The sequence below is a fragment of the Flavobacterium sp. ABG genome, assembly GCF_001027725.1.
GTDB classification, from domain to species: domain Bacteria; phylum Bacteroidota; class Bacteroidia; order Flavobacteriales; family Flavobacteriaceae; genus Flavobacterium; species Flavobacterium cupriresistens.
On the sequence record NZ_LEKS01000021.1, the window covers coordinates 58,986 to 84,201 of the forward strand.

A 25,216-nucleotide genomic window follows, 5' to 3' on the forward strand; every position below is an offset into this window, starting at 1 on the left:
AGTACTACTAATAGATTATGAGCGAAAATTTAGAACAGTCATTTGTTGTGCAATTGCAGGCAAATCAGAATATAATCCACAAGATTTGTAGATTATATACTGCTGGCGAAGACGCTCATAAAGACTTGTTTCAGGAAATTACTATTCAATTATGGAAAGCTTATCCTAAATTTAGAGGCGACAGTAAATTTTCGACCTGGACGTATCGCGTTGCTTTAAATACCGCCATTACCTTATATCGAAAAACCAAAAGAACCATATCTACTGTAGATTATGAAAGTCATCAGCATTTTGTAAAAGACGTTGATTACAACTATGAAGAGGAGGAACAAATTAAACTGATGTACAAAGCCGTTTATCAGCTTAATGACATCGAAAAAGCATTAGTTTTTATGTATTTAGAAGACAAAGATTATCAAGAAATAGCAGAGACCTTAGGAATCAGCGAAGTGAATGCACGTGTGAAAATGAACAGAATAAAAGGGAAACTTAAAAAAATATTAAATCCTTAAAAATTATTATGAAAGAACTGGATTTATTAAAAAAAGACTGGAAAAAGAATGCCGATTCTTTTGAGCAAATTTCAGAAAATGAAATCTACAAAATGATACACAAAAAATCTTCTTCGATCGTGAAGTGGATTTTGATTATCAGTATTTTGGAAATTTTATTCTGGACCGTTTCAAATTTATTTTTCAGTACTGATGAAATGTTAATTAAGATAAAACATCCTGAAATGATTTTTTATCTTGCTGTTTTAACCTACTTCAACTATGTAGTTGTGCTTATTTTTGTCTATTTTTTCTATAAAAATTACAAAACAATATCGACTACAGGGTCAACTAAACTACTAATGAGTAGTATTTTGAAAACCCGAAGAACTGTTCAATATTATGTGTGGTATAATTTGGGAATGGCCGTAATCAGTTCGATAATAAGTTTCTTTATTGCCTTTGTATACAATCCGGACATGAGCTTTTTAAGAGATAAATTAGCCACAAACGGTAAAGCAATGTTTGTTACCGGTGGGATTTTACTTTTGGTTACATTAGCTTTCTTAGGGATATTCTGGTGCTTTTACAGATTGTTGTACGGAACACTTTTACGCAGATTGTACGCTAACTATAAGGAGTTGAAGAAGATTGATCTGTAGTTTTAAAAAAGGTTCTGAGGTGCTGAGTTGCTAAGCTTCTGAGTTTTTTTCTTAGGCGCAAAGGTTTAGAGTTGCAAAGGTTTCTTTGAGTTACAATGCCTATTGTGGTACTAAATCTAAACAATAGACCAACAAACTTTAGAATACCGGGTCTGCTGTCCGCAAACCAAAAAAACTTAAAAATTTTCAATCAAAAATCTACACTCCAAAATCTAAAATCAAAAATCTAAAATCAAAAATTTACACTCTAAAATCAGAAATCTAAAATTCTAATACCCCCATCTTCTCATTTGGTTCAGTTCTTCCTGCACTTTTAATTCTTCTGCGGGAATAACTTTTAAGAATGACGGGTGTTGTTCGATTGCGTATTCTACCTTTTCTACGATTTCGTCGATCGTATCGTTTTCATAATCAATATCAAGAGGTTCTTTGATTATAAAGGACTGTAGAATCCCTTTCTTTTTCATTCGCAATCCTTTTTTATCAAATGAACGACGAAAACCGTCAATTACAATTGGAATTACAACAGGTTTATGCTGTTTTATAATATGAGCAGTTCCTTTTCGAACGGGTTTAAACGATTTTGTAGTTCCTTGCGGGAATGTGATTACCCAGCCGTCTTCCAGCGCTATTCTAATATTTTCGGTATCATTAGGATTCACGTCTCTTTTTTCGGTAACATCAACCCCTTTTGCACGCCAGGTTCTTTCTACTGTAATTGCACCAACGTAAGCCAAAATTCTTGGCAACAGACCGGCTTGCATCGTTTCTTTGGCAGCAACATAATACAGGTTCATTTTAGGCTGCCACAGATAACCAATATTCTTGATCGTATCTTGACGACCTGATAAACTTGCATTAAAAACATGAAACATAGCTACAACGTCAGCAAAATAAGTCTGGTGATTGGATATAAACAAAACATTAGTATCCGGTAAGTTTTTTATGATTTCAGATCCTTCAATCTGTAATTCATTAAAACCTCTATATCTTCGGTGCGTCATGGCACCCAAAACACGGATTAACCATTTCTTGATGAATAATATATGTCCGAAAGGATTTCGTTTAAACAATCCCATAGCTGTGTATTGTATTTTTTAGTTAAGTTCGCAAACATACAAAAATTATTCTTTTACCTATAGTATTAAGCAATTTCTAAGACAAATGCTTATCGTAATGAATATCAAATTGTTAATTTATTGTTTTTACGAATTTTCTGCAAAAGTCAATTTTAGCACATCTCTTAATTCACTTAATATCATCGCAGTTGCTCCCCAAACGATATGATTTTGAATATTAAATGCCGGAACCAGAATATTTGATCCGTAAGAAGTTGACAATGTGGCCTCGATTATAATTTCGTCATTCAAAAAAACAGAAAGAGGTAATTCTATAATGTCCGCAACTTCTCTGACATCCGGATAAAAAGAAAGCTCTTCTGAAGAAACTCCCAAAAAAGGATGCACCATAAAATTACTCGGCGGTATAAACATGGGCGTAAATTCCTTAATTACCTTTATTTTCTCCGGTAAAATCCCTACTTCTTCATGTGTCTCTCTTAAAGCGGTTGCTGCAAATCCGGCATCAGTCGTTTCGTATTTTCCGCCCGGAAAAGCAATTTGCGAAGAATGAACTCCATTATAGGCATTTCGGACTATTAAAACCAAATGTGTTTTTCCCTTTTTAGGATAAAACAACATCATAACAGCTGCTATTCTGGGATTTATCGCTTCTGCATTTAAGTTCTTTAATGCCTCTGCCCGCTCTTTTGGAGCCATTTTCAAATGAGCCAGTATAGCCGGCAACTCTACCGGAATTATATTAGGAACATAATGCAAGAAATCTTTAAAATCCATATTATAGGTTGCGAATACTTTTAAATAATATCTAAAGATAGTTTAGAATTCATCGCCCCACAAATTTTAATGCAAACTACTTCTGAAAATCTTAATGCGTAAATAAAAAGTGTACTTTTATAAAAGGCAATTTTTTAAACGAATAATAAAGTCACAAAAAACTAATTTATGATTAAGAAAACCTTACTCCTCTTTTCTTTTCTGTTTATTTTACTTATTTCCAGCCAAAGGATTAACGCTCAAAATCAAATCGTTAAAGACACTTTGATTTTAAAAAACAGGCTCACCTCAAAAGGCAATATGTACAGTGGGATAACTTTTAATTTCTCAACAAAAGATACCGATGTCAAGCAAGGCTTGCTTGTAGACGTCAGTGATCAATCACGAAATCAGTTTAAAATGAGTGTTGATGCGGGTTATTTTATCAAAGATAATTTTGCTTTAGGAGCCTTAATTAGTTTCGAAAATGATCGTCATAATCAAACCGAAACGGATCAACAAGGCACAAAAACAGCAGTGCAATATGCCAAGGATTCTTATGGAATTTATGGCGGAATGAAAAATTTCATTCCACTTGATTCAAAAAGACGCTTTTATTTGTACAATTTGGTTCTTTTGGGAACCAGTTTTAAACATATAATTGAAGAACGAACTACAAACGATTTGCTAAAAAGAAGTTATACCAAAGATGTCGCTCTTGAATTGCAGATTAATCCGGGAATTATGGTCAATGTTGTAAAGGGGTTTTCTATTGAAGTAGGCGCTCAAATTGCCGGTTTTAGCTCAACTTGGTCAAAGACTACACTCAATAATGAAGTTACAGAGAAATCACATGCAACCGATGCCGATTTCAGTATCAATTTATTACGGTTGAATATTGGTTTTTATTATTATTTCCCCATTAAAAAACACTCAAAATGAAAAATATAATCTTTAAAATTTTCAGCTTTTGTTTGTTTCTGCTTACCGCTGCTTGCGTAAACGATACTTATTTTGGTAAATCCGACAAAAACGCTATTCGCTATTTTACAGTCGCAGGACAGTCGGGTTTTTCTACCATCAACATCGCAACAAAAACGATTCAGATCACGGTGAATTCTGAAGCTGATATCACAAAACTAACAATCGATTCACTTGCTTTATCAACTTTTGCTACAATTTCACCAGTTAAAGAAACGATACGAGATTTTACCACTCCTCAGACTTATATAGTAACCGCCGAAAATGGAGATCAGGCAGCCTACCTTGTTACTATTACGCAAGAAGATGCTAACCCGCAATTAGACAACAGCACTTTTGATGCCTGGTATCAACCTTCGGGAAAATCATACAAACAACCCGGAATCAATGATAATACCATTTGGGCTACCGCCAATGACGGAACCACCACTACCAGCAGCGCCAATGTAACCACTTATCCTTATCTGAATACGGGAACTGATTATGTAGCTCAAATTATTACCAAAGATTTGGGCAGTGTCTCCGGAATTGTGGGGCAACGTATGGGATCTGGTACTTTATTTACCGGGAAATTTGTTTTGAATGTTGCAAATCCGCCTGCTTCGGCGCAATTTGGAATTCCGTTTACCGCCAAACCCAAAAGTTTTTCTGCCGAAATTAAGTACACAGCCGGAACACCTTATCAGGATGGCAAAGGCAGTGCTTTAGATAAAACCGACCAAGCTGATATTTATGTTATTCTTGAAAACAGAGAGGATCCTAATGCGATCAAACGTATTGCAACCGGTTGGTACAGAACCGGGACAACAACAGGTGTGAATCTTCAAAATATTAATGTAGCTTTGACCTACGGAACGTTAAACGCAACATTCCCTGATTATCAGAAGCCTGGCAACGGAATTTATGGAAACTCTAATGATAAACCAACACACATCATCGTTGTTTTTGCCTCCAGTGCCGACGGAATCTTGTATGAGGGAGGTGTAAACAGTACGTTATTCGTAAATAATTTTGAACTTAAATATTAAAATAGTTCCGACTATACCAATTTTTAAAAATGTACAGTAAAGAAGAATCACAGCGAATAAAAAGAGAATTTTGGGTGGCTTTCGCCGAAAAATACCCGCGTAAATGGGTACTTTATGACACCAAAATTAAAGACTTCTCTTTTAAGTTTTATGTAGACAACAAAAAAGCACAGGTTTTAATTGATATCGAGCAACGAAACGATGAGAAACGAATTGCTTATTTTGAAAAACTGGAAGCGCTAAAAAACATTCTGGAAGAAGAATTCATCAAAGATTTGGTTTTCGAAAAGGAATATACCCTTGAAAGCGGCAAAACCATAAGCCGAATCTGGGTAGAAATAACAGGTGTTGGTTTTAGCAATCGTACTAATTGGGGTGCTATTTTTGATTTTTTCAACGAAAAAATGCACGCTCTTGAAATGTTCTATCTTGAGTATGATGAATTTATTAAGGATATTGAGTAGGTTTTTTTTAAGATTCTAAGGCTCTGAGTTTATAAGTCGCTAAGTTTTTTAGCCTTTTTAGATGCAAAGTTGCAAAGTAACAAAGTTGCAAAGGTTTAAAAAAATAAACCCGATAGGTTTTAGAAACCTGTTGGGTTTATTTTTTTGTCTTATACCGTAACAATATTATAAACAATAATCTGGTTATCGTAATTAATATAAAGCTGCTTGCGATAGTCTTGTTTTTTCCGTGTAATTATAGAAAGTTTACAATCGTTTCCATTATTATCTTTACATAAAAATGAATACACTATGTCGGTGTCGTTTTCTTCGCGTTCGATATAATTGGTGATCGTGTACAACTGAATTTCCTGAGAATACACCACGATTCGGTGTTTATCAGTATCCAGAATTACAGAAAGATTGACCAGATCAAGCGTGGACCACTCTCCCCATTTTCCTCTTTCATTTTTTTCTAACACACTAAATCCGGATGTTTTAAAACGATAAGACTGACTATAGGACTGCTGCAAACCAAGTCCAAGGAAAAGGAATAATATGTAGGTACGTAAAGTATTCATGATGTAATTTAGGGCTATTAAAACTCAAATTTAGCTTTTTCCTTGCTTGCAATTTCAAAATCGGCCATCATTTGTTGAATAATTTTTTCTACAGGCAAAATTTCATGAATAATTCCGGCAATTTGACCTATTTCAAGTTCTCCTTCTTCTAAATCTCCCTCAAACATTCCTTTTTTAGCTCGTGCTCTGCCTAAAAGCTGTACCAATTCTTCTTTTGACGGACATCTTTCATATAAGTCCTGAACATCCTGGTAGAATTTATTTTTAATCAATCGTACCGGTGCCAATTCTTTTAATGTTAGTTGGGTATCCCCTTCTTTCACATTCAAAATAGTCTGTTTGAAATTATCATGAGAAGAAGATTCTACAGAAGCTGCAAAACGGCTTCCAACCTGAACACCATCGGCACCTAAAACCATAGCGGCCAGCATTCCTCTTCCGGTTGCAATACCTCCGGCAGCGATAAGCGGAATCTGAACTTTTTCTTTCACCATAGGAATCAACGTCAGCGTTGTGGTTTCATCTCTCCCGTTGTGTCCACCGGCTTCAAAACCTTCCGCCACAATAGCATCTACACCTGCTTGTTCCGCTTTTAAGGCAAAAACACTACTACTGACCACATGCACTACTGTAATACCTTTTTCTTTCAAAAAAGAAGCCCATGTTTTAGGATTTCCTGCTGAAGTAAAAACGATCTTCACGCCTTCTTCTACAACAATATTCATAATTTCTTCAATGTTGGGATACAACATTGGTATATTGACTCCAAAAGGTTTGTCCGTAGCTTTTTTACATTTCTGAATGTGTTCGCGTAATACTTCCGGATACATAGAGCCGGCACCAATAAGTCCTAAACCTCCCGCATTACTAACTGCACTTGCTAATTTATATCCGCTGTTCCAAATCATTCCTCCTTGAATTATTGGATATTTTATTTTAAAAAGTTGTGTGATTTTATTCATTCAAAAATGCTGTTATTGTTTGATAATCTTTCCTGTTTTATGTAAACCTTCGGCATCAAAAGTATAAAAATAGAGACCGCTTTTTAAGGTTTGTAAAGAAAGAGTTGAATTTTCATTTGTAATTTGTTTCTCCAAAACTTTTTGTCCCAAAACAGAATAAATCGTTATGGAAGCTGTGTTTTGATCTGAAAGGGCAAATGTAACTGTGGCCTGAGTCGGATTTGGATATACCGAAAAAGAAGAGATCTGAAAATCATCAACACCTAAAGTCGACCCGAAATTAGGGATTCCGTAACCGTAATCATTATTTGGAACGGTATATCGATCTGAAGATTTCAGAATCATTTGTCTAATTTCCTGATTCGTTTTGGAAGGGAAAGCCTGCCACAAACAAGCGACCATTCCCGCCATAATAGGACACGAAAATGAAGTCCCATCAATCGTAGTAATAGTACCGGCAGGACTTGAAACAACTGCTGAACTTCCCTGTGCCATAACTTCGGGCTTAATTCGACTATCAAAACTTGGCCCTATTGAACTAAAACTTGATCTAACCTTTGAAGCGGTAACGGAACCCACTGCTATAACGGAAACAGCATCTGCCGGCCCACCAATATGTCGTTCTGTTGTATTTCCTTCATTTCCTGCTGAAGCAAGCACCACAATACCTTTGCTAAACGCCATTTCGGCACCACGGGAAATAAAATTCGTCGTTCCATTCATATCACTATAGGTATGACTGTAATTCGCATTATCAAAACCAAAATATCCCAATGAAGTCGTAATGATATCAACTCCAAACTCATCTGCTTTTTCTGCCGCTTCAACCCAAAGTGATTCTTCCACCGGATTTTCTGTAGCATCAATTTCTGTAATGAACAAATAATAAGAAGCATCCGGAGCTGTTCCTACTAAAGAATTCTCTTTGTAACCACCCATTGTTGAAAGCACCATCGTACCATGCTCGTCTCCGGCATAAAAATTGGCATTACGGGTTGTAAAATCATAACCGCCTAAAATTTGGTTATTATTTATCAGTCTTTGAAAAGGTTGTGCCACGTCTACTCCCGGAAAACCGGCATCTAAAACAGCAATTATTTTTCCCGATCCGGTATAGTTCTGCTGGTGCAAAACCTGACCATTCAACATCTGAATTTGATTTGCGGAAGCTCCGTAAGCATAGTTAACGGTAGCTTTAAACTTATCCTTTGTTTTCGCTATTTTATTCTCCGTATCCTTTTTTGAAGTCGTATTTAAAATCTTATTGGCAAAAACTACTTTATCAACGAAAGTAAAGTTTTTTAAAGCATTAATATCGGCCTGACTCCCCCTGATATGAAGTGCGTTTAACCACTTGGATTGTGCCATTACCGTAATTCCGGTGCTTTGTTTTACTTGGGTAACAAAGGTAGTTTCTACAGGAACGTCAGTACTGCTTAAGGCAATATTCTGATTGGTTCGTCGATCTAATGCTCGTTGTGAAAGCATTTGCAGTGGGTTATCCAGATAGAACTGTGCATTGGGCTTTGCATTAAAATACACCCACGCATCTTCTTGCGCAAACAGGGCAGAAGAAAATAACAATAGAAAAAATAGGTAGTTGTTTTTCATAGTATACTTTTTTAAAGGCAAAACCTTCTTAAAAAGTATAAAGCTAAGAAATTACTCCCGAACCAACTAATTCATTCTCAAAATACCAAGCTGTAAATTGACCTTCTGTTATAGCAGATTGAGGTTCTTCAAAAGAAACATACATCCCCTCTTCAAATTGATGTAAAGTTGCTTTTTGTAAAGGTTGACGGTAACGAATTCTAGCCATTACTTCCATCGTTTCTCCGACTTTTAAAGCCAAATCAGTACGAATCCAATGTACCTCAGACTTTTCGATAAACAAAGCTTTCTTAAACAATCCCGGATGCTGACTTGTTAATCCTGTATAAATAGTATTGGTTTCAACATTCGTAGCAATAATAAATAACGGATCAGTTGTTCCGCCTACATTAAGGCCTTTTCTTTGTCCGATTGTAAAATAATGTGCGCCTTGATGTTTACCCACTACTTTCCCCATTGTAGGAAGGTAATTTCGTTTCTGAGACTCTAATTTTAATTCTTCTTCTATAGATAAACCAGTTGGTTTTTCGATTGTATAAATCGGATCGTTTTTATCAATCTTTACAATTTTACCCTCTTTTGGTTGTAGTTTTTGTTGTAAAAACTCCGGTAAACGCACTTTTCCGATAAAACATAATCCTTGGGAATCTTTTTTCTCTGCTGTTATCAAATCCATTTCGGCAGCAATTTCGCGAACCTCCGGTTTGGTTAAAGCCCCAATTGGAAACAATGATTTAGCTAATTGCTCTTGTGACAACTGGCATAAAAAGTAAGATTGGTCTTTGTTCGTATCTGCACCTGCTATTAATTGATACACCGGTTTTCCATCTACTTCAATTTCACTTTTTTGACAGTAATGTCCTGTGGCCACAAAATCAGCCCCAAGACTTAAAGCAATTTTCATAAAAACATCAAATTTGATCTCACGGTTACAAAGTACATCCGGATTTGGTGTTCTTCCTTTTTCGTATTCGTTGAACATATAGTCAACGATTTTTTCTTTGTACTCTTCGCTTAAATCCACAGTTTGAAACGGTATTCCAAGTTTTTCGGCTACCAATAAAGCATCATTACTATCTTCCAACCAAGGACATTCGTTAGAAATAGTAACCGAATCATCGTGCCAGTTTTTCATAAAAAGGCCAATAACTTCGTACCCTTGTTTTTGCAACAAATAAGCCGCAACACTAGAATCAACACCACCGGAAAGTCCAACAACTACACGTTTCATTTTAACTCGTTTATATTTTTACAAGGGTGCAAAGGTAAGCCAAATTATAGATAATTGTAATTCTTTTGATTACTTTATATAATGCTGTGGTAGATAAAACTTATTGTATTTTTTGTTTGCCTGCAAAAATCACCAAAGTCAATGCAAGGCACCTATTTTTTTTCTTAAAGAATGTGAAGTTCTTTCTATTTCTTCAGGAATTTCTCTAAGTCGTTTTTTGGATAAAACTTAAATACGCTCACCACTATTCAAACTTTACTACTAAAGATGAAATTATACTTTTTATTTTTCTGTCTAAAAAATTTTGGGATGTATTTTTTTCTGAATCAAAATCATTACACCTGATTTTACCAAACCATTCAGGTCTTACTACAGGCAAAAATCAGGTATAATGACAGACAAAAAGATATTTTCTAAATACTAGTTTTTCACAAATTTATGAGTGATTAATTTTCCTTCCCTTATTTCACAAATAAAATAAATACCATTAGCTAAATTTTCGACATTTACTATTTTATCTACCTCTGCGACTACTTTAAATGTTTTAATGATTCCTCCCAATGAGTTAATAAGATTTAAATCCGCATCATGGTCTGACTTGATCGTTATAATTTTATTACTTGGGTTTGGATGTAACATAAACTTTACAGCTTTATCGAACGATACTGTACTAAGATTGTTAAAGTTTATACAATCGGAAGAAACAGTACAACCATTTAAAGTCATTACAACTTTATAGGAGCCATCTATCTTTGGTTCAAAGAATTGACCTGTTTCTCCATCGATTGATGATATAGGACATTCGTACCATTGGTAAGTCGCACCGGATTGATCTGCAATTAAAACTTCAGTTCCAACCGTTACATTTGAATTTAAAGCCGGAGGTTCTGTTATATTAAAGGTTCTCGTTTTACTTCCCCCTTTATCATCCTTAACTATTAGACTATAAATACCTGCTTTTAAATCGGATGCGGTGGCAGTTGTCCCTCCGAAAGGCGTCCAAGCATAAGTGTAATTACCGGATCCTCCCACAACGCTTGCACGAACAACTCCGTCAGCTTCCCCATAACAACTTACGTTTGTTTGTACTCCGGAAATAAAGATATCCGAAACAGGGGTGTCCGAGATCGAAATAAACCCTGAAATAGAATACCCCCCAACCGAACCGTATGCAGAATAACCGCCATATAAAATATCGCCAGCTCCAATTCCACTCACGCTGATAAAATATTTACCTGCCGGCAGGTCTATACTCATTGACGCATTGAGCGAATAAGGGTTCGGATTCCAAAATTTTTCTATTTCAGCACCAGTCGAATTATGCAACGTAATTGCAACATGGAGATTCCCTTTACCAGATCCGTTTATTGCATTAGCGTTGATTATTACATTTCCTCCTTTGGTGGTAAATGCAAAGAAATCACGATCACTTTCTTTTTCGATTACGCCCTCTTTTTTAATAATCAATCCTGTATCATCGTGAGTTAAACTAAGTGCTGAAGATACATCATTACCATAATCATCCATTCTGTACCCCACTCCATATTCCCGTCCGGAAATAACATCAACATCACTCTCTTTATTATTTGCGCTATTGTATTCTCCCTTGCTCCATTGCGTAACTGGTCTGTAATAACTAAACCCCATAATTGGTGCCCAGGAAGTATTGTCTAATCCGTAAAAATATTCTTCCGTCGGCAAAGTACGTCCATCATGTTCTAACCCAAAAGTATGCCCTATTTCATGAGAACAGGTATCTCCAGCATCCTTACCATTATTAAGATTAAAACACCAGGCCGGAACATCATTATCCCAGCCAAAGGACCCCATATAAGCTACTCCACCCGCTTTTGGACTTGCAGTTTTTGTTGTGGTCAGCACTATACGCATCCTTTTCGATTTAGGATACTTATTAAAAACGGCTTCATTTGTTGTTATATTCAGATTAAATGGTCTGAAATCTTCTGCAACAATTTCAAAAAGTTCCATTATATAAGCGCTTCTCAATCCAGCCGGAGCTGCATTAATTGCTTTCCCTTCATTCCAATAATTTCCAGCAAGCATATTGTAACCGTCAAAATCCAACAGTACACAACCTTTTCCGCCTGGCAAGCTTTCTAAACTAAATATGTTAGCACTCAACTCTGCAACATTATACTTTGTAGTTGTGGTCTTTTTTTGTGGCAGTTTACTATATTCCACACAAATCAAAGAATTTATGTCTACTTTTGAAACATAAGCATTTCCATGAGCATCAGAAGAATACTTATATGCTTCTTTTGTTTTTCTTAAAATAATATGCCCTTCCAATGACTGCCCAATTACTTTAATATAAAAAGAAGACTCTGAAATATCTTTAATTTCTCCAATCAAAAATTCACTCGAAGGAGTTGATTCCTTGTAATTTATTTTTCCATTAAACTTTTTTGAATCGACAGTCTGAAGTAAAACACTTTTCACGTCCCTTTTTCCCTTTGAAACAATAAACTCCTTCTTTAAGCTATTCATAAAGCTTGTACATGTCCCTAGAGAAGTTTGAGAGATAGCGACATTATTAAAAAAAAACATTACTAATAAAATCAATAAAAAATGGTAGTTTTTCCTCATATATATTCCTTTTTTTTCATACAAAAAGAAGTCTAATAAAACACTTCTTTAATTAAAATGCAAAATTGCGATTAAGCGGCGAATATAGATATTTACTTACCAAAAAAGAACATCACTCCATTTTTTTATTAAAAATTAAAAAAAATACTATCAAAAAAACTCCACATATAAACAACTCAATCTAGACAAAACAGAATATAAAGTAATTTTCATTGAGTCGAGCTATAATCCGAAATCACAGTTACAAATTACCAACCAAAAAATCCTTAGCATCTATTTTATTTTAGTCCGAAATAGAAGCCTAAAAATTTTGGCATAAAAAAAGCCTCAAATTTGAACTGCCACCAAAAAGTTCTATTCCATTTTAGGTTTTGAGTCGGACTGATAATTACTTTTCGGGTCACTCATATTCACTTCTTTCGTTAGTTTTCCTTTTAAGTAAAACTTCCACATTCCGGCTTTTTTTCCTTTCAAAAATTTTCCTTCAGAAGCCACTACTCCATCAGAATCATAGAAAACAGCATCTCCGTTATATTCGTCATTCTTATAAGTACTTTTCTCCAGAATAATTCCGTTCTGTCCGTACTTTTCGTAGATCCCTTCTTTCTGACCATTCACATAAGTCATTTTTTCTGCGACTTTAGCATTTGGATAAAAAACGGTCCTTGCACCTTCCAATTTCCCATTTTTATAATTTTCGGTGGTCATTACTATAGCTGAAGCTTTATGGTAGTACGTCCATTGCCCTTCATAATTTTTACCGATCACTTTTCCTTCACTTACTTTATTCTTTTTCTGATCATAAAAGATATTATAAGCACTTCCATCATTGGCACTAAAATCACGTGTTGCAACAACATCTCCTTTTTTGGTGTCATCAAAAAACTTAAATACTCCGGTTTCTTTTCCGTGGCTGAAAGTCCCTTCGTATCTCGGACGTTTGGAAACTTCATAAGTTCCTTTCCACAAACCTTCTTTTTTTCCGTTTGCGTCTAACTTATTAAAGTCTGTTTGAGCATTTATTACTATAACATTCAGTAAGGCAAAGCCAAGTAGTATTCTTCTTAAAATCATCTTTTAATTCCTTTTAAACTTTAACGAAATTACACTTTATAAAGTATATCTGTCGTAAAAAAAAATCCCGATAAATCGAGATTTTTTTTAGTACTTATTTCTTTTTATTCTGACCTTTTGCGGCCTCTTGTTGCTCCATTACTTCCTGAAGACGTTGTTGAAATTTACTTTGCTTTTTAGGCTCTTTCAACTTGTTCTCCTGAATCTGAGCATGAATTTTATCTGTATCCACAATGTAGTTTTTAATTACAAACATAATTCCGATTGTAATTAAGTTAGAGATAAAGTTATACAAACTCAATCCTGCACCATAACTATTGAAGAAAATTAACATCATTAATGGTGAAACGTAAATCATGATTTTCATCATTTTCGCCATATCCGGCATACCTTCTTGTTGAGGAGCTGCCATTTGTTGGTCACCTGAAGTCATTTTCATATAGAAGAAAATCGCAATTGCTGCCAAAATTGGAAACAAACTGATATGATCTCCGTATAAAGGAATGTGGAATGGTAAGTTTACAACCGCATCAAAAGATGATAAATCGTCTGCCCAAAGGAAACTTTTTTGTCTTAACTCAAAAGCAGATGGGAAGAACTGGAATGACGCATACATAAACGGAAGCTGAATCAATGCCGGAATACATCCTGCCATTGGGTTCACCCCTGCTTTATTGTACAATTTCATCGTTTCCTGTTGTTTCTTCATTGGGTCTTTTTTGAATTTTTCTCCCAACTCTGTAATCTCCGGACGTAACACTTTCATCTTAGCCTGAGACAAAAATGACTTATAGGTAATTGGCGACATTGCCAATTTGATGATAATTGTAAAAATGATAATCGCAATTCCATAAGCAATATAAGAGCTTAAGAATCCGAATAATGGAATGAAAATCCATTGATTAATCCATCCGAAAATCCCCCATCCTAGTGGAATAATTTTTTCGAAGTTTTTATCATATGCTTTTAAAACCTTATAATCAGCTGGTCCAAAATACCAACTCATTTTATAATCCACTTCTCCATTAGAAAAAGCTAAAGGAACTGTTGCTTTAAATTGTTTGATAAAAGTAGTATCTATTTTTTCATCTTTTACTAAAGCATCAGATTGTAATTTAGATTTCTCAAATGGTTTATCAGTCGCCAAAATAGCCGTGAAAAAGTGTTGTTTAAAAGCTACATAACTCACTTTTTCAGGAGTATCTTCTTTTGCTGTACCGTCGCTTACCGAACTGTATTTTTCATCTTCATATTCGTATTCAAGTTGTGCATAACGCTTCTCGATAGAAATACTTTTCTCGTTTCTGTATGATTTTAAATCCCAAACTAAATCTAATGGCTTAGACGAATTTAAAATTTTATTCAAACCTTGAGAGCGAACATCAAAACCAACTAAATATTCGTTTGGTTTTAAAATGTATTTGTATTCTAAAAATTCGTTCGCTCCAGCTTTCAAACGCATTGTTAAAATCTGATCTGCTCCAACTTTAGTTAGTGTTGGCTCAAAAAACAAATCTTTCGAATTTAAAGTTCTGTTATCTGTTGTTTGTAACTGAATGTTTAAATTAGAATTATTGTCTTTGATTAATTCAACTAATTGTTTTGAACCTTTTTGAAATTTTTCAAATTCTTTAAGAGTAGCTTCAACAATATAACCTCCTTTATTAGCGACTTTTAGTTTAATCTTCTCATTTTCGATTGTTGTAAAAGACTCCTTTGCAGAAGGAAGTGTCGCTGAGTAAGCAAAACCACCTAAGGTTTTTTGCAATTGTGCTAATTGAACTGTATCGCCTGGAGTTGTTGCTACAACTGGCAAAACTGCCGTTTTAGTTTTATCCGATTTAGCTTGAGCTTCTTGTTTCGCAACTAATTCTTTCTTGGCTTTTTCAGCAGCAATTTCCTTATCAGAAGGTTGATTTTGGTACATAATCCAAATCAAAATTCCAAATATCAATACAAAACCAATGATTGAATTAAGGTCAAATTTTTTTTCTTCCATTATAGTTTAAAAAAGGTTATTCGTTAAAGGCTATTTGTCTTGAGTTTAATCCAAACGTTACAACCTTACAGAATATTAATTATTGTTTTTTATGTGAATTTACAGCAGCAGCTACAAAGTTTACAAAAATCGGATGTGGATTGGCAACCGTACTTTTGTATTCCGGATGGTATTGTACACCTATAAAAAACGGGTGGTTTTCAAGTTCCACAATCTCCACTAAACCGGTATCCGGATTAACTCCTGAAGCCAATAAACCTGCTTTTTGTAATTCTTCAGCATATTTATTGTTGTACTCATAACGGTGACGGTGACGCTCTGAAATCGTTTTTTCTCCGTAAATTTTATGTGCAAGCGTATTGGGCTTAATATCACATTTCCAAGCTCCCAAACGCATTGTTCCACCTTTATCTGTAATTGTTTTTTGCTCTTCCATTAAATCTACAACAGGATGTGACGTTTTATCGTTCATCTCTGTAGAATTCGCATCTTTGTATCCTAAAATATTTCTTGAATATTCGATTACTGACATTTGCATACCTAAACAAATTCCAAAAAACGGAATATTATTTTCACGTACATAACGAACGGCTTCGATTTTTCCTTCTATACCTCTTTCTCCAAAACCAGGAGCAACTAAAACACCATCAAGATCTTTTAGTTTTTCTACGATATTGTCCGCATTAATGTGTTCTGAATGAATAGAAATTACATTTACTTTGGTTTCATTAGCAGCACCGGCATGAATGAACGCCTCTAAGATCGATTTGTAACAATCTTGCATTTCTACATATTTCCCAACCAAACCGATGTTTACGGTATGCTTTGGATTTTTTAATCTGCGTAAAAAAGTATTCCAGTTTTTAAGGTCCGGCAGTGCTTTTTTAGGTAAATCTAATTTTTTCAAAGCCACTACATCTAATCCTTCTTCAAGCATTAAATTAGGTACTTCGTATATCGTTGAAGCATCAATAGACTGAATAACCGCTTCTTTTTTCACATTACAAAACAATGCCAATTTTTGACGTAGTTCCTGAGACAATTCGTGCTCGGTTCTACAAACCAGGATATCGGCTTTGATACCGCTCTCCATTAACGTTTTTACCGAGTGTTGTGTAGGTTTTGTCTTTAACTCCCCTGCAGCAGCTAAAAATGGAACTAATGTTAAATGAATCACGATTCCGTTATTTTCACCTAATTCCCAAACCAACTGACGAACAGACTCTATATAAGGTAGTGATTCAATATCACCAACTGTTCCACCAATTTCAGTAATAACAATATCATAATCACCGGATTTACCCAGCAATTGCATTCTGTCTTTGATTTCGTTGGTAATATGAGGAACAACCTGAACTGTTTTTCCTAAAAACTCTCCTCTTCTTTCTTTTTCAATAACCGAAAGATAGACTCTTCCTGTTGTAACATTATTCGCCTGAGAAGTAGGAACATTAAGAAAACGCTCATAATGACCTAAATCTAAATCGGTTTCAGCACCATCATCAGTCACATAACATTCCCCATGCTCATATGGATTTAACGTACCCGGATCCACATTAATATATGGATCAAATTTCTGAATAGTTGTACGATACCCTCTTCCTTGTAACAATTTTGCCAAAGATGCCGCGATAATTCCTTTTCCTAAAGATGAAGTCACACCACCTGTAACAAAAATATATTTTGTCTGATTCATTCTGTTGTTGTTTGTATTGTAGTTGTGTAAAAAACTTGGCAAAAGTACAAATTTAATTGGACATTTTGGCAAATAGCGAATGAGATAATTTGCAAATTTATAAACAGATCGTTTACTTGTTTCCGTAATCCCTAATTTTAGATGTTATAGCGACTTATTTTTGAATAATTTATTGGTCTCACTTAAATCCTTCTTTGCTATAAATCTAAAATACGGAATAAGTAACCCTTATTTTTATTTAAAGTTAAAAACATTGCTCCTAACTATTCGGAAGAAATTCTATTTTAATTTATATCTCAAATTATCAAAGAAACGTTCGATCAGTCTCCTGTCTTCTGTTATGATCTCGGCTGTCCCTTTAGCTTCAGCATGAAAGTTTAATACAACATCATAATTCGTTTTTAATCCGTAGGGCAGATTTACATCAACCAGATAGGAACTCATTTTCTTTTGATTATCAGAAAGAACCTGCTGATTTGTTACAAGTGATATTCTTACCACCTTACCTTTTATCGAGCCATATTCATTATAAGGATAATTATTCAGTTTAATTATAACATTTTGTCCAATTTTCACTTTCCCTGAGCCATTTTCAGGCAGATTAACCTGTCCTATTATTTGGTTATTATCCGGTACTATCTTAAATAATTCTTCTCCGGACTGAATATAATCGTTGTCTTTAAGAAAATTCAAAAAATCTACTTTTCCTTTTATCGGGGAAAGAAAAACATACGTCCGTTCCCATTTTTTTATGGCATCAATTAAGTCATAATAACTGTTAAATAACCCAATAATCAATTCTCTTTCTTTAGCTGTTTTTTCAATTGCAATTACTTGTGATTTATTATGAGCTTCATTGATTTGATAATTTGTATTATTAATCTCTTTATCAATTGCTTTATAATCCAGCTCACTATTTGCTTTTGCTATAATAGAACGTTCTATATCTGCTTTGGAAGTGACATTTTTACTATATAGTGTCGAATCTTTATGAAAAAGACTCTGTGAAACTTCGTGTTTTATTTTTTGGCTCTTAAAATCATTTTTTAACTGCTCAAATTTCTTTGTCTGCAGCTCGAGTAATTTTTTATTAATTTGTTTTTGAACCTCATAAGGCTGTAGATTCGTATAATCTAAATATTGATACAGCGCATTTAAAAAGTTATAGTATTTATTATTTATATCTCCTAAAGATAAATTTTCAGGAAATAAATGACGGTGTTTTCGAAAATCGACTTCATGAATATTTATATCACCAAGTGTTTTTTTCAACAGTTTGACATCGTCTAAATTGGCTTCATTTTTTATATAGGCAATGTATTCTCCAGCATGTACATTAGCACCGGAAGCATGCTCCAACAATATAATATTCCCTTGAGCCGATGCAACTAATTTGACAGGTGCCTGCCTTGTATTTATCACAATTTGCCCCATTAATACTTCCGAATATTTTATAAGCCAGCCAAAAAGCAACAACAGCAATACCAAACCTATAACAACTGAGCTGATTAAAATTCCGAATTTAGTCGGCATTTTTTCAATAATCCAAGCTACCTCTTCGGTTCGATTTGAGTTTAGTGTTTTATGAAATCCTTTATTATCCATTTACAGTATCTCCTGTCTGCGTTTTAACCAATTCATAATAATGCCCACCTTCTTTTGTCATCAACATATCGTGATTTCCAATTTCACTAATAAATCCATTTTTAAGTACTATAATCTGATCTGCTTTACGAATCGTACTCAATCGATGTGCCACCACGATTACTGTTTTATTTTTAAAAATCTCTTCTAATGCTGTCACAATTTTTTGCTCATTTATAACATCCAGTGAATTTGTTGCCTCATCAAAAAACAAATAGTCGGGATCTTTGTACAAAGCTCTTGCTATCAGAACACGTTGTTTCTGCCCTCCGCTTAAACCTCTGCCGTTTTCTCCCATCATCGTTTGATATCCTTTGGGCATAGCTTCTATTTCTGCAGCTATATTGGCTACCATTACCGCTTTTTTCAACCTTGCATAATCAATATTCTCATCGTCCAAGACAATGTTATTTTGAATCGTATCGCTAAAAATTTTGCCGTCCTGCATCACCGCTCCGCAACTTGCTCTCCATTGTTTTAGATTAACGTTCTGAATATTAAGATTCCCCATAGAAAGTTCACCATGGGTCGGTTTATACAATCTTAAAATAAGTTTTAACAAAGTGGTCTTACCGCTACCGCTATCTCCTACAATGGCAGTTACTTTTCCCTCCGGAATCAATATTGAAATATTCGTTAAGATATAAGGACTATTTCTACTGTACTGAAAACTAACATTTCGCAATAGCAAGCTTTTATCTTCCGGAAGCTTGATGCTGTTATTGGTTTCGTTTTCTTCTTCTTCCTCTAATTCGTGTATTTCGTTAAGCCTTAAAAAACTAATTTTTGCATATTGAGCAGATTGAACAAAAGAAATGAACTGCATAATCGGACCATTAAGCATCCCTATTATAAATTGTGTCGAAATCATTACACCAAATGTAATATCACCTTTTATCACTGCTTTTGCACAATAAAACGTAATCATTAAATTGGTCAATTGATTAATGAATTGCGCTCCCAGATTTTGCGCATTGGTAATTCGCAGTATTTTTTGGTCAATCTTAAATAACTGAACCTGCAAAGCCTCCCATTTCCATCTTTTTTGCTTTTCGTAATTATTGATTTTTATATCCTGAATACTTCCAATAGTCTCCACCCAGTAACTCTGATTCTTTGTATGGACATCAAAATACTCCCAATCCAGTTTTTTCCTGAATCTTAAAAAAAAGACCACCCAACCGATAAATAAAGTACTACCGATCAAATAAATCAAACACAAGACCGGACTGTAAACAAACAGAATGATCCCGAATATAAAAAAGGTGAGAATAGAGAAGATAAAATTAAGCGAATTGTTCATTATAAAATCCCGAATACGCTCATGATCTTGGGCTCGCTGTAAAATATCTCCAATCAACTTATTCTCAAAAAAAGTAATAGGCAGTTTCATTAATTTTATCAGATAATCTGATATCAAAGAGATGTTTATTCGCGAAGTAAGATGCAGCAAAATCCAATCGCGAATCATGTTGCTCAATAAGATACTCACTATAATGGTAATATTGGCGATTAAAACAAGATCAATAAAATCTAAATCATTGGTCTGAATTCCAACATCGATAACCGATTTTGAAATAAAGGGCAAAAAGGCCTGTAACAATGTTACTATAAGCATCACCACAAACAGGTTTACAAAACTTTTTTTGTAAGGTGTAAAGTACCCCAGAAAATTCTCTAACGTTTTTCTTCGTTCTAATTTATCATTTATAGAGCGTTGTTTAAAATCCGCCATGGGCTCTATAGCTAAAACAGCACCCACTTTTGATTCTTTTAACCAGTCTTCCTGAAAACTCTCGTACGAATATTTACACAACCCTTTTGCGGGATCTGAAACACATACTTGTTTCTGTGTTATTTTATAAACCACAATAAAGTGACTCTCCTTCCAATGTACAATGCAAGGCAATGGAATTGTCTGCAAAACACTAAAATCTACTTTAACACTTTTAGTACGCAAACTAATTGCTTCACAAGCATCGCTAAGATCTAAAAAACTGACCCCTTCGCGCGTGATACCACATAAATCACGTAAAAAAGGCAGGCTATAAAACCTGCCATAATATTTTCCAATAATTTTTATACAGGCAGGACCACAATCTTTAGCATCGAGCTGAAACTCGTGGGGGAAATTAATCATAAGTGGTCTATTTTTTTAGCAGCTCGAATATCTCACCTTCACCTGTATCGTAACGTATTAAACCTTCTCTTTTATCCCAGTAAAAAGATTTTAGATAGTTATTACCAAAGTTTCTTGCATTGATACCGTCTTCAAAAACATAAACATGTGTATACTTTTTTAAAGATGTTCTCAGGACAACCCAACTTTCTGTCGGTATAGGTTTTACTTGAACATCCGGATAAAATAGACCAAAAACATTAAAAGTAGGAAAAGACTTTTTATTTATTTCGTCTTTACTAATTGATACTCCGCTAACACAATAGGAATCATTGTGGCAAATTTTAGACTTAAAGTCAATATGCATCATATTGTATTGTAAATTACCTACTTCGTAACAATTACATTCTTTATTATCATATGTTTCATATTTATCCGCTACAAAAAGCGTGTCCAATTTCCCCAGATTGCTTTTAAAAATTATTTGCTGCCCTTTTTTGTAAGCCGAAAACCACTCTTTTTCGTCTTTAGATAAATGAGTTTTAGTACACTTGCAATTGCATGAACTTAGTATAAACGCGACAATAACAAATAACATAATTATATTTTTCATCTCACTTTGATTTTATACCCAGTTCTATTGCCATTTCATTTACACCGTGTCCCCCTGATGTTCTGGTTGGTGTAATAAAGTGTTTTTGCCCTCCCGCTGTTGTTAGTCCCGGCATCACCATTTGCGCTATATTTAAAGGATCATTTGTCATAATATAAGAATGCGTATCTGACACGAACCCTATTCCTAAAAGTAAAGCTGTTGAATAACTCAATCCTGCCGCATTAATTGTGACAGCACTTCCTCCCGTAGCGCGGGCATTGGCTTCCGCCATACCTCCGCCTAAAGAATGCCCTGAAAAAGATAATGCATCACCAAACAGAGCCTTTAATGCCTTAGCATTATCCACAGATTCTTTATATTGCAGAGAAATCCCCGCTGTTTGTAAGACGTCCGCAGCATAATCTCCTATCTCAGGTTCTGTACCAGCAGTTACATAACAATATTCTTTTTTGCCAGCTGTAATTCTTTCATATAATTGCGATTTAAAACCTGAGGAAGGATCATTATACTTAATACCTTTTACTTCATTGGAAACTTTCCATCCGAAAAGCTTATCAGGCCCAACCGTGTCCTTACCACCATAAACTGATTTCGATAGTAATGCCGCTTCTAAAGGTGAAGGTTTTGAAGAACTGCCATGTATAGGCATTACATACCAAGACGCATTTGAATTTGTCGTATTGGTTGTACTTGTGCTTCTTGGACCATTGGAAACATTAATTTGCAATGTCATATTATCAATTACAGTACCTTGTTTTATTGTACTTGGTCCTTTGTAATAATTCACTACAGTAACATTATCTAATCGTGTACCCGGCAATTGAATATTATACTGAATAAAATTTTGCTGCTGTCCGCTTGCCGTTTTTTCGTTATTTACGAAGGCATTTATTTGGTTCGCATTTACAATCCCATTATTTGCGCGAATAAATTGAAAATAACGATCTATAGCAATTGCACTTGTAGTACTTAGATTGCCTTGAGCATTGACAAACCAATCATTATTATAATTGGTATTAGAAGTAGAAGAATTTAAATTATTTGTTCCTGAACCAGAATTTGCACCAGCCCCTGAATTAGAGTAATTCCCACCAAAGGAAGTATTACCATAACTGCCTAATTGAGAAAAATTATTAGCACTCCCGCTAACAAAACCACCTTGACCAAAACCTGTCAAGCCAAAACCACCGTTTCCTCCAATATTATCCGCTTCACCAGGGGCTTCTTGGTCGTTAGTATACTTTATAGGTCCTCCTCCCAAAATTCCCTTTGCTTCATCTGCCTCTAACATTCCTGTAATGTCAGAAAATTTCATTTTTTTAAGATTTTTCATAATAGAGATATTTCAATATTTATTCAAATGTATAAAATATTTCTTACAAATAATAAAATTTATTTAAAAATTTTGTAGTCTTTATATTTCAAAATAAACACATCTCCTATACGTCAGAAAATCACTTTTAAAACCTTGATAATCTTCCTCCTTCAAATTATAATAAAGTTTTTACGAATAAGATTGTTACCAAAAAGAAACAATTGTGCTATTATTTTTCTATAATAGCCTGTTTTATTTATTTTTCACAACGCTACCGCTACAAAGCAAAATCAAGGCATAAATTAACCGCTTCGCGTAAGCAAAATCGTGGTATATTAATTCCGTTAAAAAAACTTCGATAATTGAAAAACAAACACAAGTATAGCTCTAACAGCTAACCCAGAAACTACTTCAAAGGCTTAGGATACTGCTTTTTGATATTACGGATCAACTCTTCTAATCCGTTTAGTTTTAGTTCATAGATCAGTTGTAGTTGTTGCCCCAGTTCTCCTTTCGGGAAACCTTTATTTTGATACCAAACAACATAATACTCGGGCAAGTCTATTAAGTAACGTCCTTCGTATTTCCCGAAAGGCATTTTGGTATGGGCTAATTTTATGAGAAGTTTACTGTCTTGTTGCATTTTTTTTAGAAAAAAGAAGCAAGAAAAAAAGAATAGACTCATTCTCTTTTCTTGCTTCTAATTATGCAAAGTTACTTTTATTTTTTATTTTTTTTACCACAGATTTAAAGGATTAGGATGATTTTTTTTGCGACTAATTACACGAATTTTCGCTAATTTCTTTGTGTGCCGGATAATTAAATCATCTTACCTCCTTAATTTTTTATCCAACTTTTTTTAAGTCACAGTAAAAAAGTAATTTTTATCTCCTATTTTTTAGTTAGCCACAGATTTAAAGGATTAAAAGGATTTTTTTAATCTGCGAGAATCCTTTAAATCTGTGGCAAAAAAAAAAGCCACGAATCACACCAATTATCCCGAAAATAAATTCGCGAAAATTCGTGTAATTCGTGGCCAAAACTTTTTTTAACTCAGAACCTTAGCAGCTCAGAATCTTAGCACCTTCTACCTAGTAATGCCATCTCACAAACGCTTCCATCGCCGCATAAGTCGCTAGACCTAATTGCTGATACAAAGCTGCTGTTTCGTGGTTTCTGTCTTCAGCTCTTTGCCAAAATTCTCTGGCATCGGTTCCCTGAAAAACAACACCGTCTTTTTGTGATTGGTGTTTGAAGATTCCATGACGTTTTGCCAAAACCTGATCCGGGCTCATAGGTACCGCCATTTCTACTTCGTCAATACCCCATTCCTGCCAAGCACCACGGTACAACCATAACCAACAGTCATCCATAAATGATTTTGGTTTTAAGGCTTTAACGGCTTCAAAAATAGCATCTAAACATACTTTGTGTGTTCCGTGTGGATCTGCTAAATCTCCTGCAGCATAGATTTGATGTGGTTTAATTTTTTCAATTAAATCCATCGTCAATTGAATGTCTTCTTGTCCGATTGGTTTTTTCTCGATAGTACCCGTTTCATAAAATGGAAGCTCCATAAAATGAATCTGATCGTCGGTCAAACCAACGAAATGACTTGTTGCTCTTGCTTCTCCTTTTCTGATTAGTCCTTTGATATAACGTACTTCAGGGATGTCAATTTCGCTGTTCTTTTTATTTTTTAGGAAGTTAACTGCTTTTTCATAAATCGCATCAGCTTCCGGACTTTTGATTCCGAATTTCTCATTGTAATCAATAACGAAACTTGCAAAACGCAAGGCTTCATCATCGGCAACGGCAATATTTCCTGAAGTCTGGTAGGCTACGTGCACTTCATGACCTTGCTCTTGCAAACGCATAAACGTTCCTCCCATACTGATAATATCATCATCCGGGTGTGGGCTGAAAAGCAATACACGTTTTCTGGCTGGCTCCGCTCTTTCAGGACGGTTAGCATCATCCGCATTTGGTTTTCCACCTGGCCAACCTGTAATTGTGTTTTGTAATTTGTTAAAAATCTTAATGTTAATATCATAAGCAGGACCTGAATCGGCCAATAAATCACTCATCCCGTTTTCGATATAATCGGCATCGGTAAGCATTAAAATTGGTTTTTTAAGATCAAGCGCTAATCCTAAAACGGCTTTTCGGATTAATTTATCACTCCAGGTTACTTTTTCTACCAACCAAGGTCTGTTGATTCGCGTTAGTTTTGAAGACGCTTCTTTGTCTAAAACAAAAACAGCATTATTGTGTTCCTGTAAAAACGAAGCCGGAATCTGATTGGTCACCTCATCTTCAAC

General features: G+C 34.8%; 21 protein-coding genes. 5 read left to right on the forward strand and 16 right to left on the reverse strand.

The window, feature by feature from the left end; genetic code table 11:
- The first annotated feature begins 17 nt into the window (after window positions 1-17).
- Together AB674_RS18660 and AB674_RS18665 are read left to right on the forward strand one after the other, a co-directional pair.
- Complete coding sequence (locus tag AB674_RS18660) at window positions 18-512, forward strand: RNA polymerase sigma factor (protein WP_047778797.1); 495 nt, start codon at window positions 18-20, stop codon at window positions 510-512.
- 8 nt (window positions 513-520) lie between these two features.
- Window positions 521-1,153, forward strand: coding sequence for a hypothetical protein (locus tag AB674_RS18665; protein WP_047778798.1), 633 nt, complete (start codon window positions 521-523; stop codon window positions 1,151-1,153).
- 269 nt (window positions 1,154-1,422) lie between these two features.
- Here AB674_RS18665 and AB674_RS18670 read toward each other — a convergent pair whose 3' ends face one another.
- Window positions 1,423-2,232 (reverse strand): lysophospholipid acyltransferase family protein, encoded by an 810-nt coding sequence (locus AB674_RS18670; protein ID WP_047778799.1) that lies wholly within the window; start codon window positions 2,230-2,232, stop codon window positions 1,423-1,425.
- Window positions 2,233-2,358: 126 nt separating this feature from the next.
- Complete coding sequence (locus tag AB674_RS18675) at window positions 2,359-3,009, reverse strand: NUDIX hydrolase (protein ID WP_047778800.1); 651 nt, start codon at window positions 3,007-3,009, stop codon at window positions 2,359-2,361.
- 168 nt (window positions 3,010-3,177) lie between these two features.
- Between AB674_RS18675 and AB674_RS18680 the strand changes: the two genes are divergently transcribed.
- From AB674_RS18680 to AB674_RS18690, 3 genes are read left to right on the forward strand one after another with little or no spacing between them, the layout of a single operon-like run.
- Window positions 3,178-3,930: a hypothetical protein gene (locus tag AB674_RS18680; RefSeq protein WP_047778801.1), complete on the forward strand. Its 753-nt coding sequence runs from the start codon at window positions 3,178-3,180 to the stop codon at window positions 3,928-3,930.
- A complete protein-coding gene (locus AB674_RS18685) occupies window positions 3,927-4,997 on the forward strand; it encodes a PCMD domain-containing protein (RefSeq protein ID WP_047778802.1) in 1,071 nt (356 codons plus the stop codon). The genes AB674_RS18680 and AB674_RS18685 overlap by 4 nt, the downstream gene beginning before the upstream one ends.
- Before the next feature lie 29 nt (window positions 4,998-5,026).
- The gene (locus AB674_RS18690) at window positions 5,027-5,461 is read left to right on the forward strand and encodes a DUF4268 domain-containing protein (protein ID WP_047778803.1); all 435 of its coding nucleotides are present in this window, start codon (window positions 5,027-5,029) and stop codon (window positions 5,459-5,461) included.
- Between the two features lie 149 nt (window positions 5,462-5,610).
- On the opposite strand, the gene AB674_RS18695 is transcribed toward AB674_RS18690, so the two are convergent.
- The 14 genes from AB674_RS18695 to AB674_RS18760 all read right to left on the reverse strand — a co-directional run.
- Window positions 5,611-6,021, reverse strand: a complete 411-nt coding sequence (locus AB674_RS18695; RefSeq protein ID WP_047778804.1) for a hypothetical protein — start codon at window positions 6,019-6,021, stop codon at window positions 5,611-5,613.
- Window positions 6,022-6,038: 17 nt separating this feature from the next.
- The gene (locus tag AB674_RS18700) at window positions 6,039-6,983 is read right to left on the reverse strand and encodes an NAD(P)H-dependent flavin oxidoreductase (protein WP_047778805.1); all 945 of its coding nucleotides are present in this window, start codon (window positions 6,981-6,983) and stop codon (window positions 6,039-6,041) included.
- A gap of 12 nt (window positions 6,984-6,995) precedes the next feature.
- Window positions 6,996-8,594, reverse strand: coding sequence for a S8 family serine peptidase (locus AB674_RS18705; RefSeq protein ID WP_047778806.1), 1,599 nt, complete (start codon window positions 8,592-8,594; stop codon window positions 6,996-6,998).
- A gap of 43 nt (window positions 8,595-8,637) precedes the next feature.
- Window positions 8,638-9,825 (reverse strand): tRNA 2-thiouridine(34) synthase MnmA, encoded by a 1,188-nt coding sequence (gene mnmA / locus AB674_RS18710; RefSeq protein WP_047778807.1) that lies wholly within the window; start codon window positions 9,823-9,825, stop codon window positions 8,638-8,640.
- A gap of 420 nt (window positions 9,826-10,245) precedes the next feature.
- Window positions 10,246-12,432: a T9SS type A sorting domain-containing protein gene (locus AB674_RS18715; RefSeq protein WP_047778808.1), complete on the reverse strand. Its 2,187-nt coding sequence runs from the start codon at window positions 12,430-12,432 to the stop codon at window positions 10,246-10,248.
- 354 nt (window positions 12,433-12,786) lie between these two features.
- A complete protein-coding gene (locus AB674_RS18720; protein ID WP_047778809.1) occupies window positions 12,787-13,506 on the reverse strand; it encodes a toxin-antitoxin system YwqK family antitoxin in 720 nt (239 codons plus the stop codon).
- Between the two features lie 94 nt (window positions 13,507-13,600).
- On the reverse strand, window positions 13,601-15,505 hold the full coding sequence (gene yidC / locus AB674_RS18725; protein WP_047778810.1) for a membrane protein insertase YidC: 1,905 nt from the start codon (window positions 15,503-15,505) through the stop codon (window positions 13,601-13,603).
- 79 nt (window positions 15,506-15,584) lie between these two features.
- Window positions 15,585-17,201: a CTP synthase gene (locus AB674_RS18730; protein WP_047778817.1), complete on the reverse strand. Its 1,617-nt coding sequence runs from the start codon at window positions 17,199-17,201 to the stop codon at window positions 15,585-15,587.
- Window positions 17,202-17,480: 279 nt separating this feature from the next.
- Window positions 17,481-18,806, reverse strand: coding sequence for an HlyD family efflux transporter periplasmic adaptor subunit (locus tag AB674_RS18735; protein WP_047778811.1), 1,326 nt, complete (start codon window positions 18,804-18,806; stop codon window positions 17,481-17,483).
- On the reverse strand, window positions 18,799-20,985 hold the full coding sequence (locus AB674_RS18740) for a peptidase domain-containing ABC transporter (RefSeq protein ID WP_047778812.1): 2,187 nt from the start codon (window positions 20,983-20,985) through the stop codon (window positions 18,799-18,801). The genes AB674_RS18735 and AB674_RS18740 overlap by 8 nt, the downstream gene beginning before the upstream one ends.
- A 7-nt stretch (window positions 20,986-20,992) precedes the next feature.
- On the reverse strand, window positions 20,993-21,577 hold the full coding sequence (locus tag AB674_RS18745) for a hypothetical protein (RefSeq protein ID WP_047778813.1): 585 nt from the start codon (window positions 21,575-21,577) through the stop codon (window positions 20,993-20,995).
- A 1-nt stretch (window position 21,578) separates the two neighbouring features.
- The gene (locus tag AB674_RS22045) at window positions 21,579-22,913 is read right to left on the reverse strand and encodes a hypothetical protein (RefSeq protein ID WP_053004332.1); all 1,335 of its coding nucleotides are present in this window, start codon (window positions 22,911-22,913) and stop codon (window positions 21,579-21,581) included.
- A gap of 388 nt (window positions 22,914-23,301) precedes the next feature.
- Window positions 23,302-23,538, reverse strand: coding sequence for a DUF3820 family protein (locus tag AB674_RS18755; RefSeq protein WP_047778819.1), 237 nt, complete (start codon window positions 23,536-23,538; stop codon window positions 23,302-23,304).
- 448 nt (window positions 23,539-23,986) lie between these two features.
- The coding region (locus AB674_RS18760; RefSeq protein WP_047778814.1) for a PIG-L family deacetylase at window positions 23,987-25,216 on the reverse strand (1,230 nt) is incomplete at its 5' end.

Excerpts from the sequence above, each read along its gene's own strand:
- AB674_RS18715 (WP_047778808.1), bottom strand. The coding sequence starts at position 12,432 with ATGAGGAAAAACTACCATTTTTTATTGATTTTATTAGTAATGTTTTTT.
- AB674_RS18680 (WP_047778801.1), top strand. The coding sequence starts at position 3,178 with ATGATTAAGAAAACCTTACTCCTCTTTTCTTTTCTGTTTATTTTACTT.
- AB674_RS18730 (WP_047778817.1), bottom strand. The coding sequence starts at position 17,201 with ATGAATCAGACAAAATATATTTTTGTTACAGGTGGTGTGACTTCATCT.
- AB674_RS18665 (WP_047778798.1), top strand. The coding sequence starts at position 521 with ATGAAAGAACTGGATTTATTAAAAAAAGACTGGAAAAAGAATGCCGAT.
- AB674_RS22045 (WP_053004332.1), bottom strand. The coding sequence starts at position 22,913 with ATGAAAAATCTTAAAAAAATGAAATTTTCTGACATTACAGGAATGTTA.
- AB674_RS18690 (WP_047778803.1), top strand. The coding sequence starts at position 5,027 with ATGTACAGTAAAGAAGAATCACAGCGAATAAAAAGAGAATTTTGGGTG.
- AB674_RS18660 (WP_047778797.1), top strand. The coding sequence starts at position 18 with ATGAGCGAAAATTTAGAACAGTCATTTGTTGTGCAATTGCAGGCAAAT.
- AB674_RS18685 (WP_047778802.1), top strand. The coding sequence starts at position 3,927 with ATGAAAAATATAATCTTTAAAATTTTCAGCTTTTGTTTGTTTCTGCTT.
- AB674_RS18700 (WP_047778805.1), bottom strand. The coding sequence starts at position 6,983 with ATGAATAAAATCACACAACTTTTTAAAATAAAATATCCAATAATTCAA.
- AB674_RS18675 (WP_047778800.1), bottom strand. The coding sequence starts at position 3,009 with ATGGATTTTAAAGATTTCTTGCATTATGTTCCTAATATAATTCCGGTA.
- yidC (WP_047778810.1), bottom strand. The coding sequence starts at position 15,505 with ATGGAAGAAAAAAAATTTGACCTTAATTCAATCATTGGTTTTGTATTG.
- AB674_RS18705 (WP_047778806.1), bottom strand. The coding sequence starts at position 8,594 with ATGAAAAACAACTACCTATTTTTTCTATTGTTATTTTCTTCTGCCCTG.
- AB674_RS18745 (WP_047778813.1), bottom strand. The coding sequence starts at position 21,577 with ATGAAAAATATAATTATGTTATTTGTTATTGTCGCGTTTATACTAAGT.
- AB674_RS18740 (WP_047778812.1), bottom strand. The coding sequence starts at position 20,985 with ATGATTAATTTCCCCCACGAGTTTCAGCTCGATGCTAAAGATTGTGGT.
- AB674_RS18720 (WP_047778809.1), bottom strand. The coding sequence starts at position 13,506 with ATGATTTTAAGAAGAATACTACTTGGCTTTGCCTTACTGAATGTTATA.
- mnmA (WP_047778807.1), bottom strand. The coding sequence starts at position 9,825 with ATGAAACGTGTAGTTGTTGGACTTTCCGGTGGTGTTGATTCTAGTGTT.
- AB674_RS18695 (WP_047778804.1), bottom strand. The coding sequence starts at position 6,021 with ATGAATACTTTACGTACCTACATATTATTCCTTTTCCTTGGACTTGGT.
- AB674_RS18755 (WP_047778819.1), bottom strand. The coding sequence starts at position 23,538 with ATGCAACAAGACAGTAAACTTCTCATAAAATTAGCCCATACCAAAATG.
- AB674_RS18670 (WP_047778799.1), bottom strand. The coding sequence starts at position 2,232 with ATGGGATTGTTTAAACGAAATCCTTTCGGACATATATTATTCATCAAG.
- AB674_RS18735 (WP_047778811.1), bottom strand. The coding sequence starts at position 18,806 with ATGGATAATAAAGGATTTCATAAAACACTAAACTCAAATCGAACCGAA.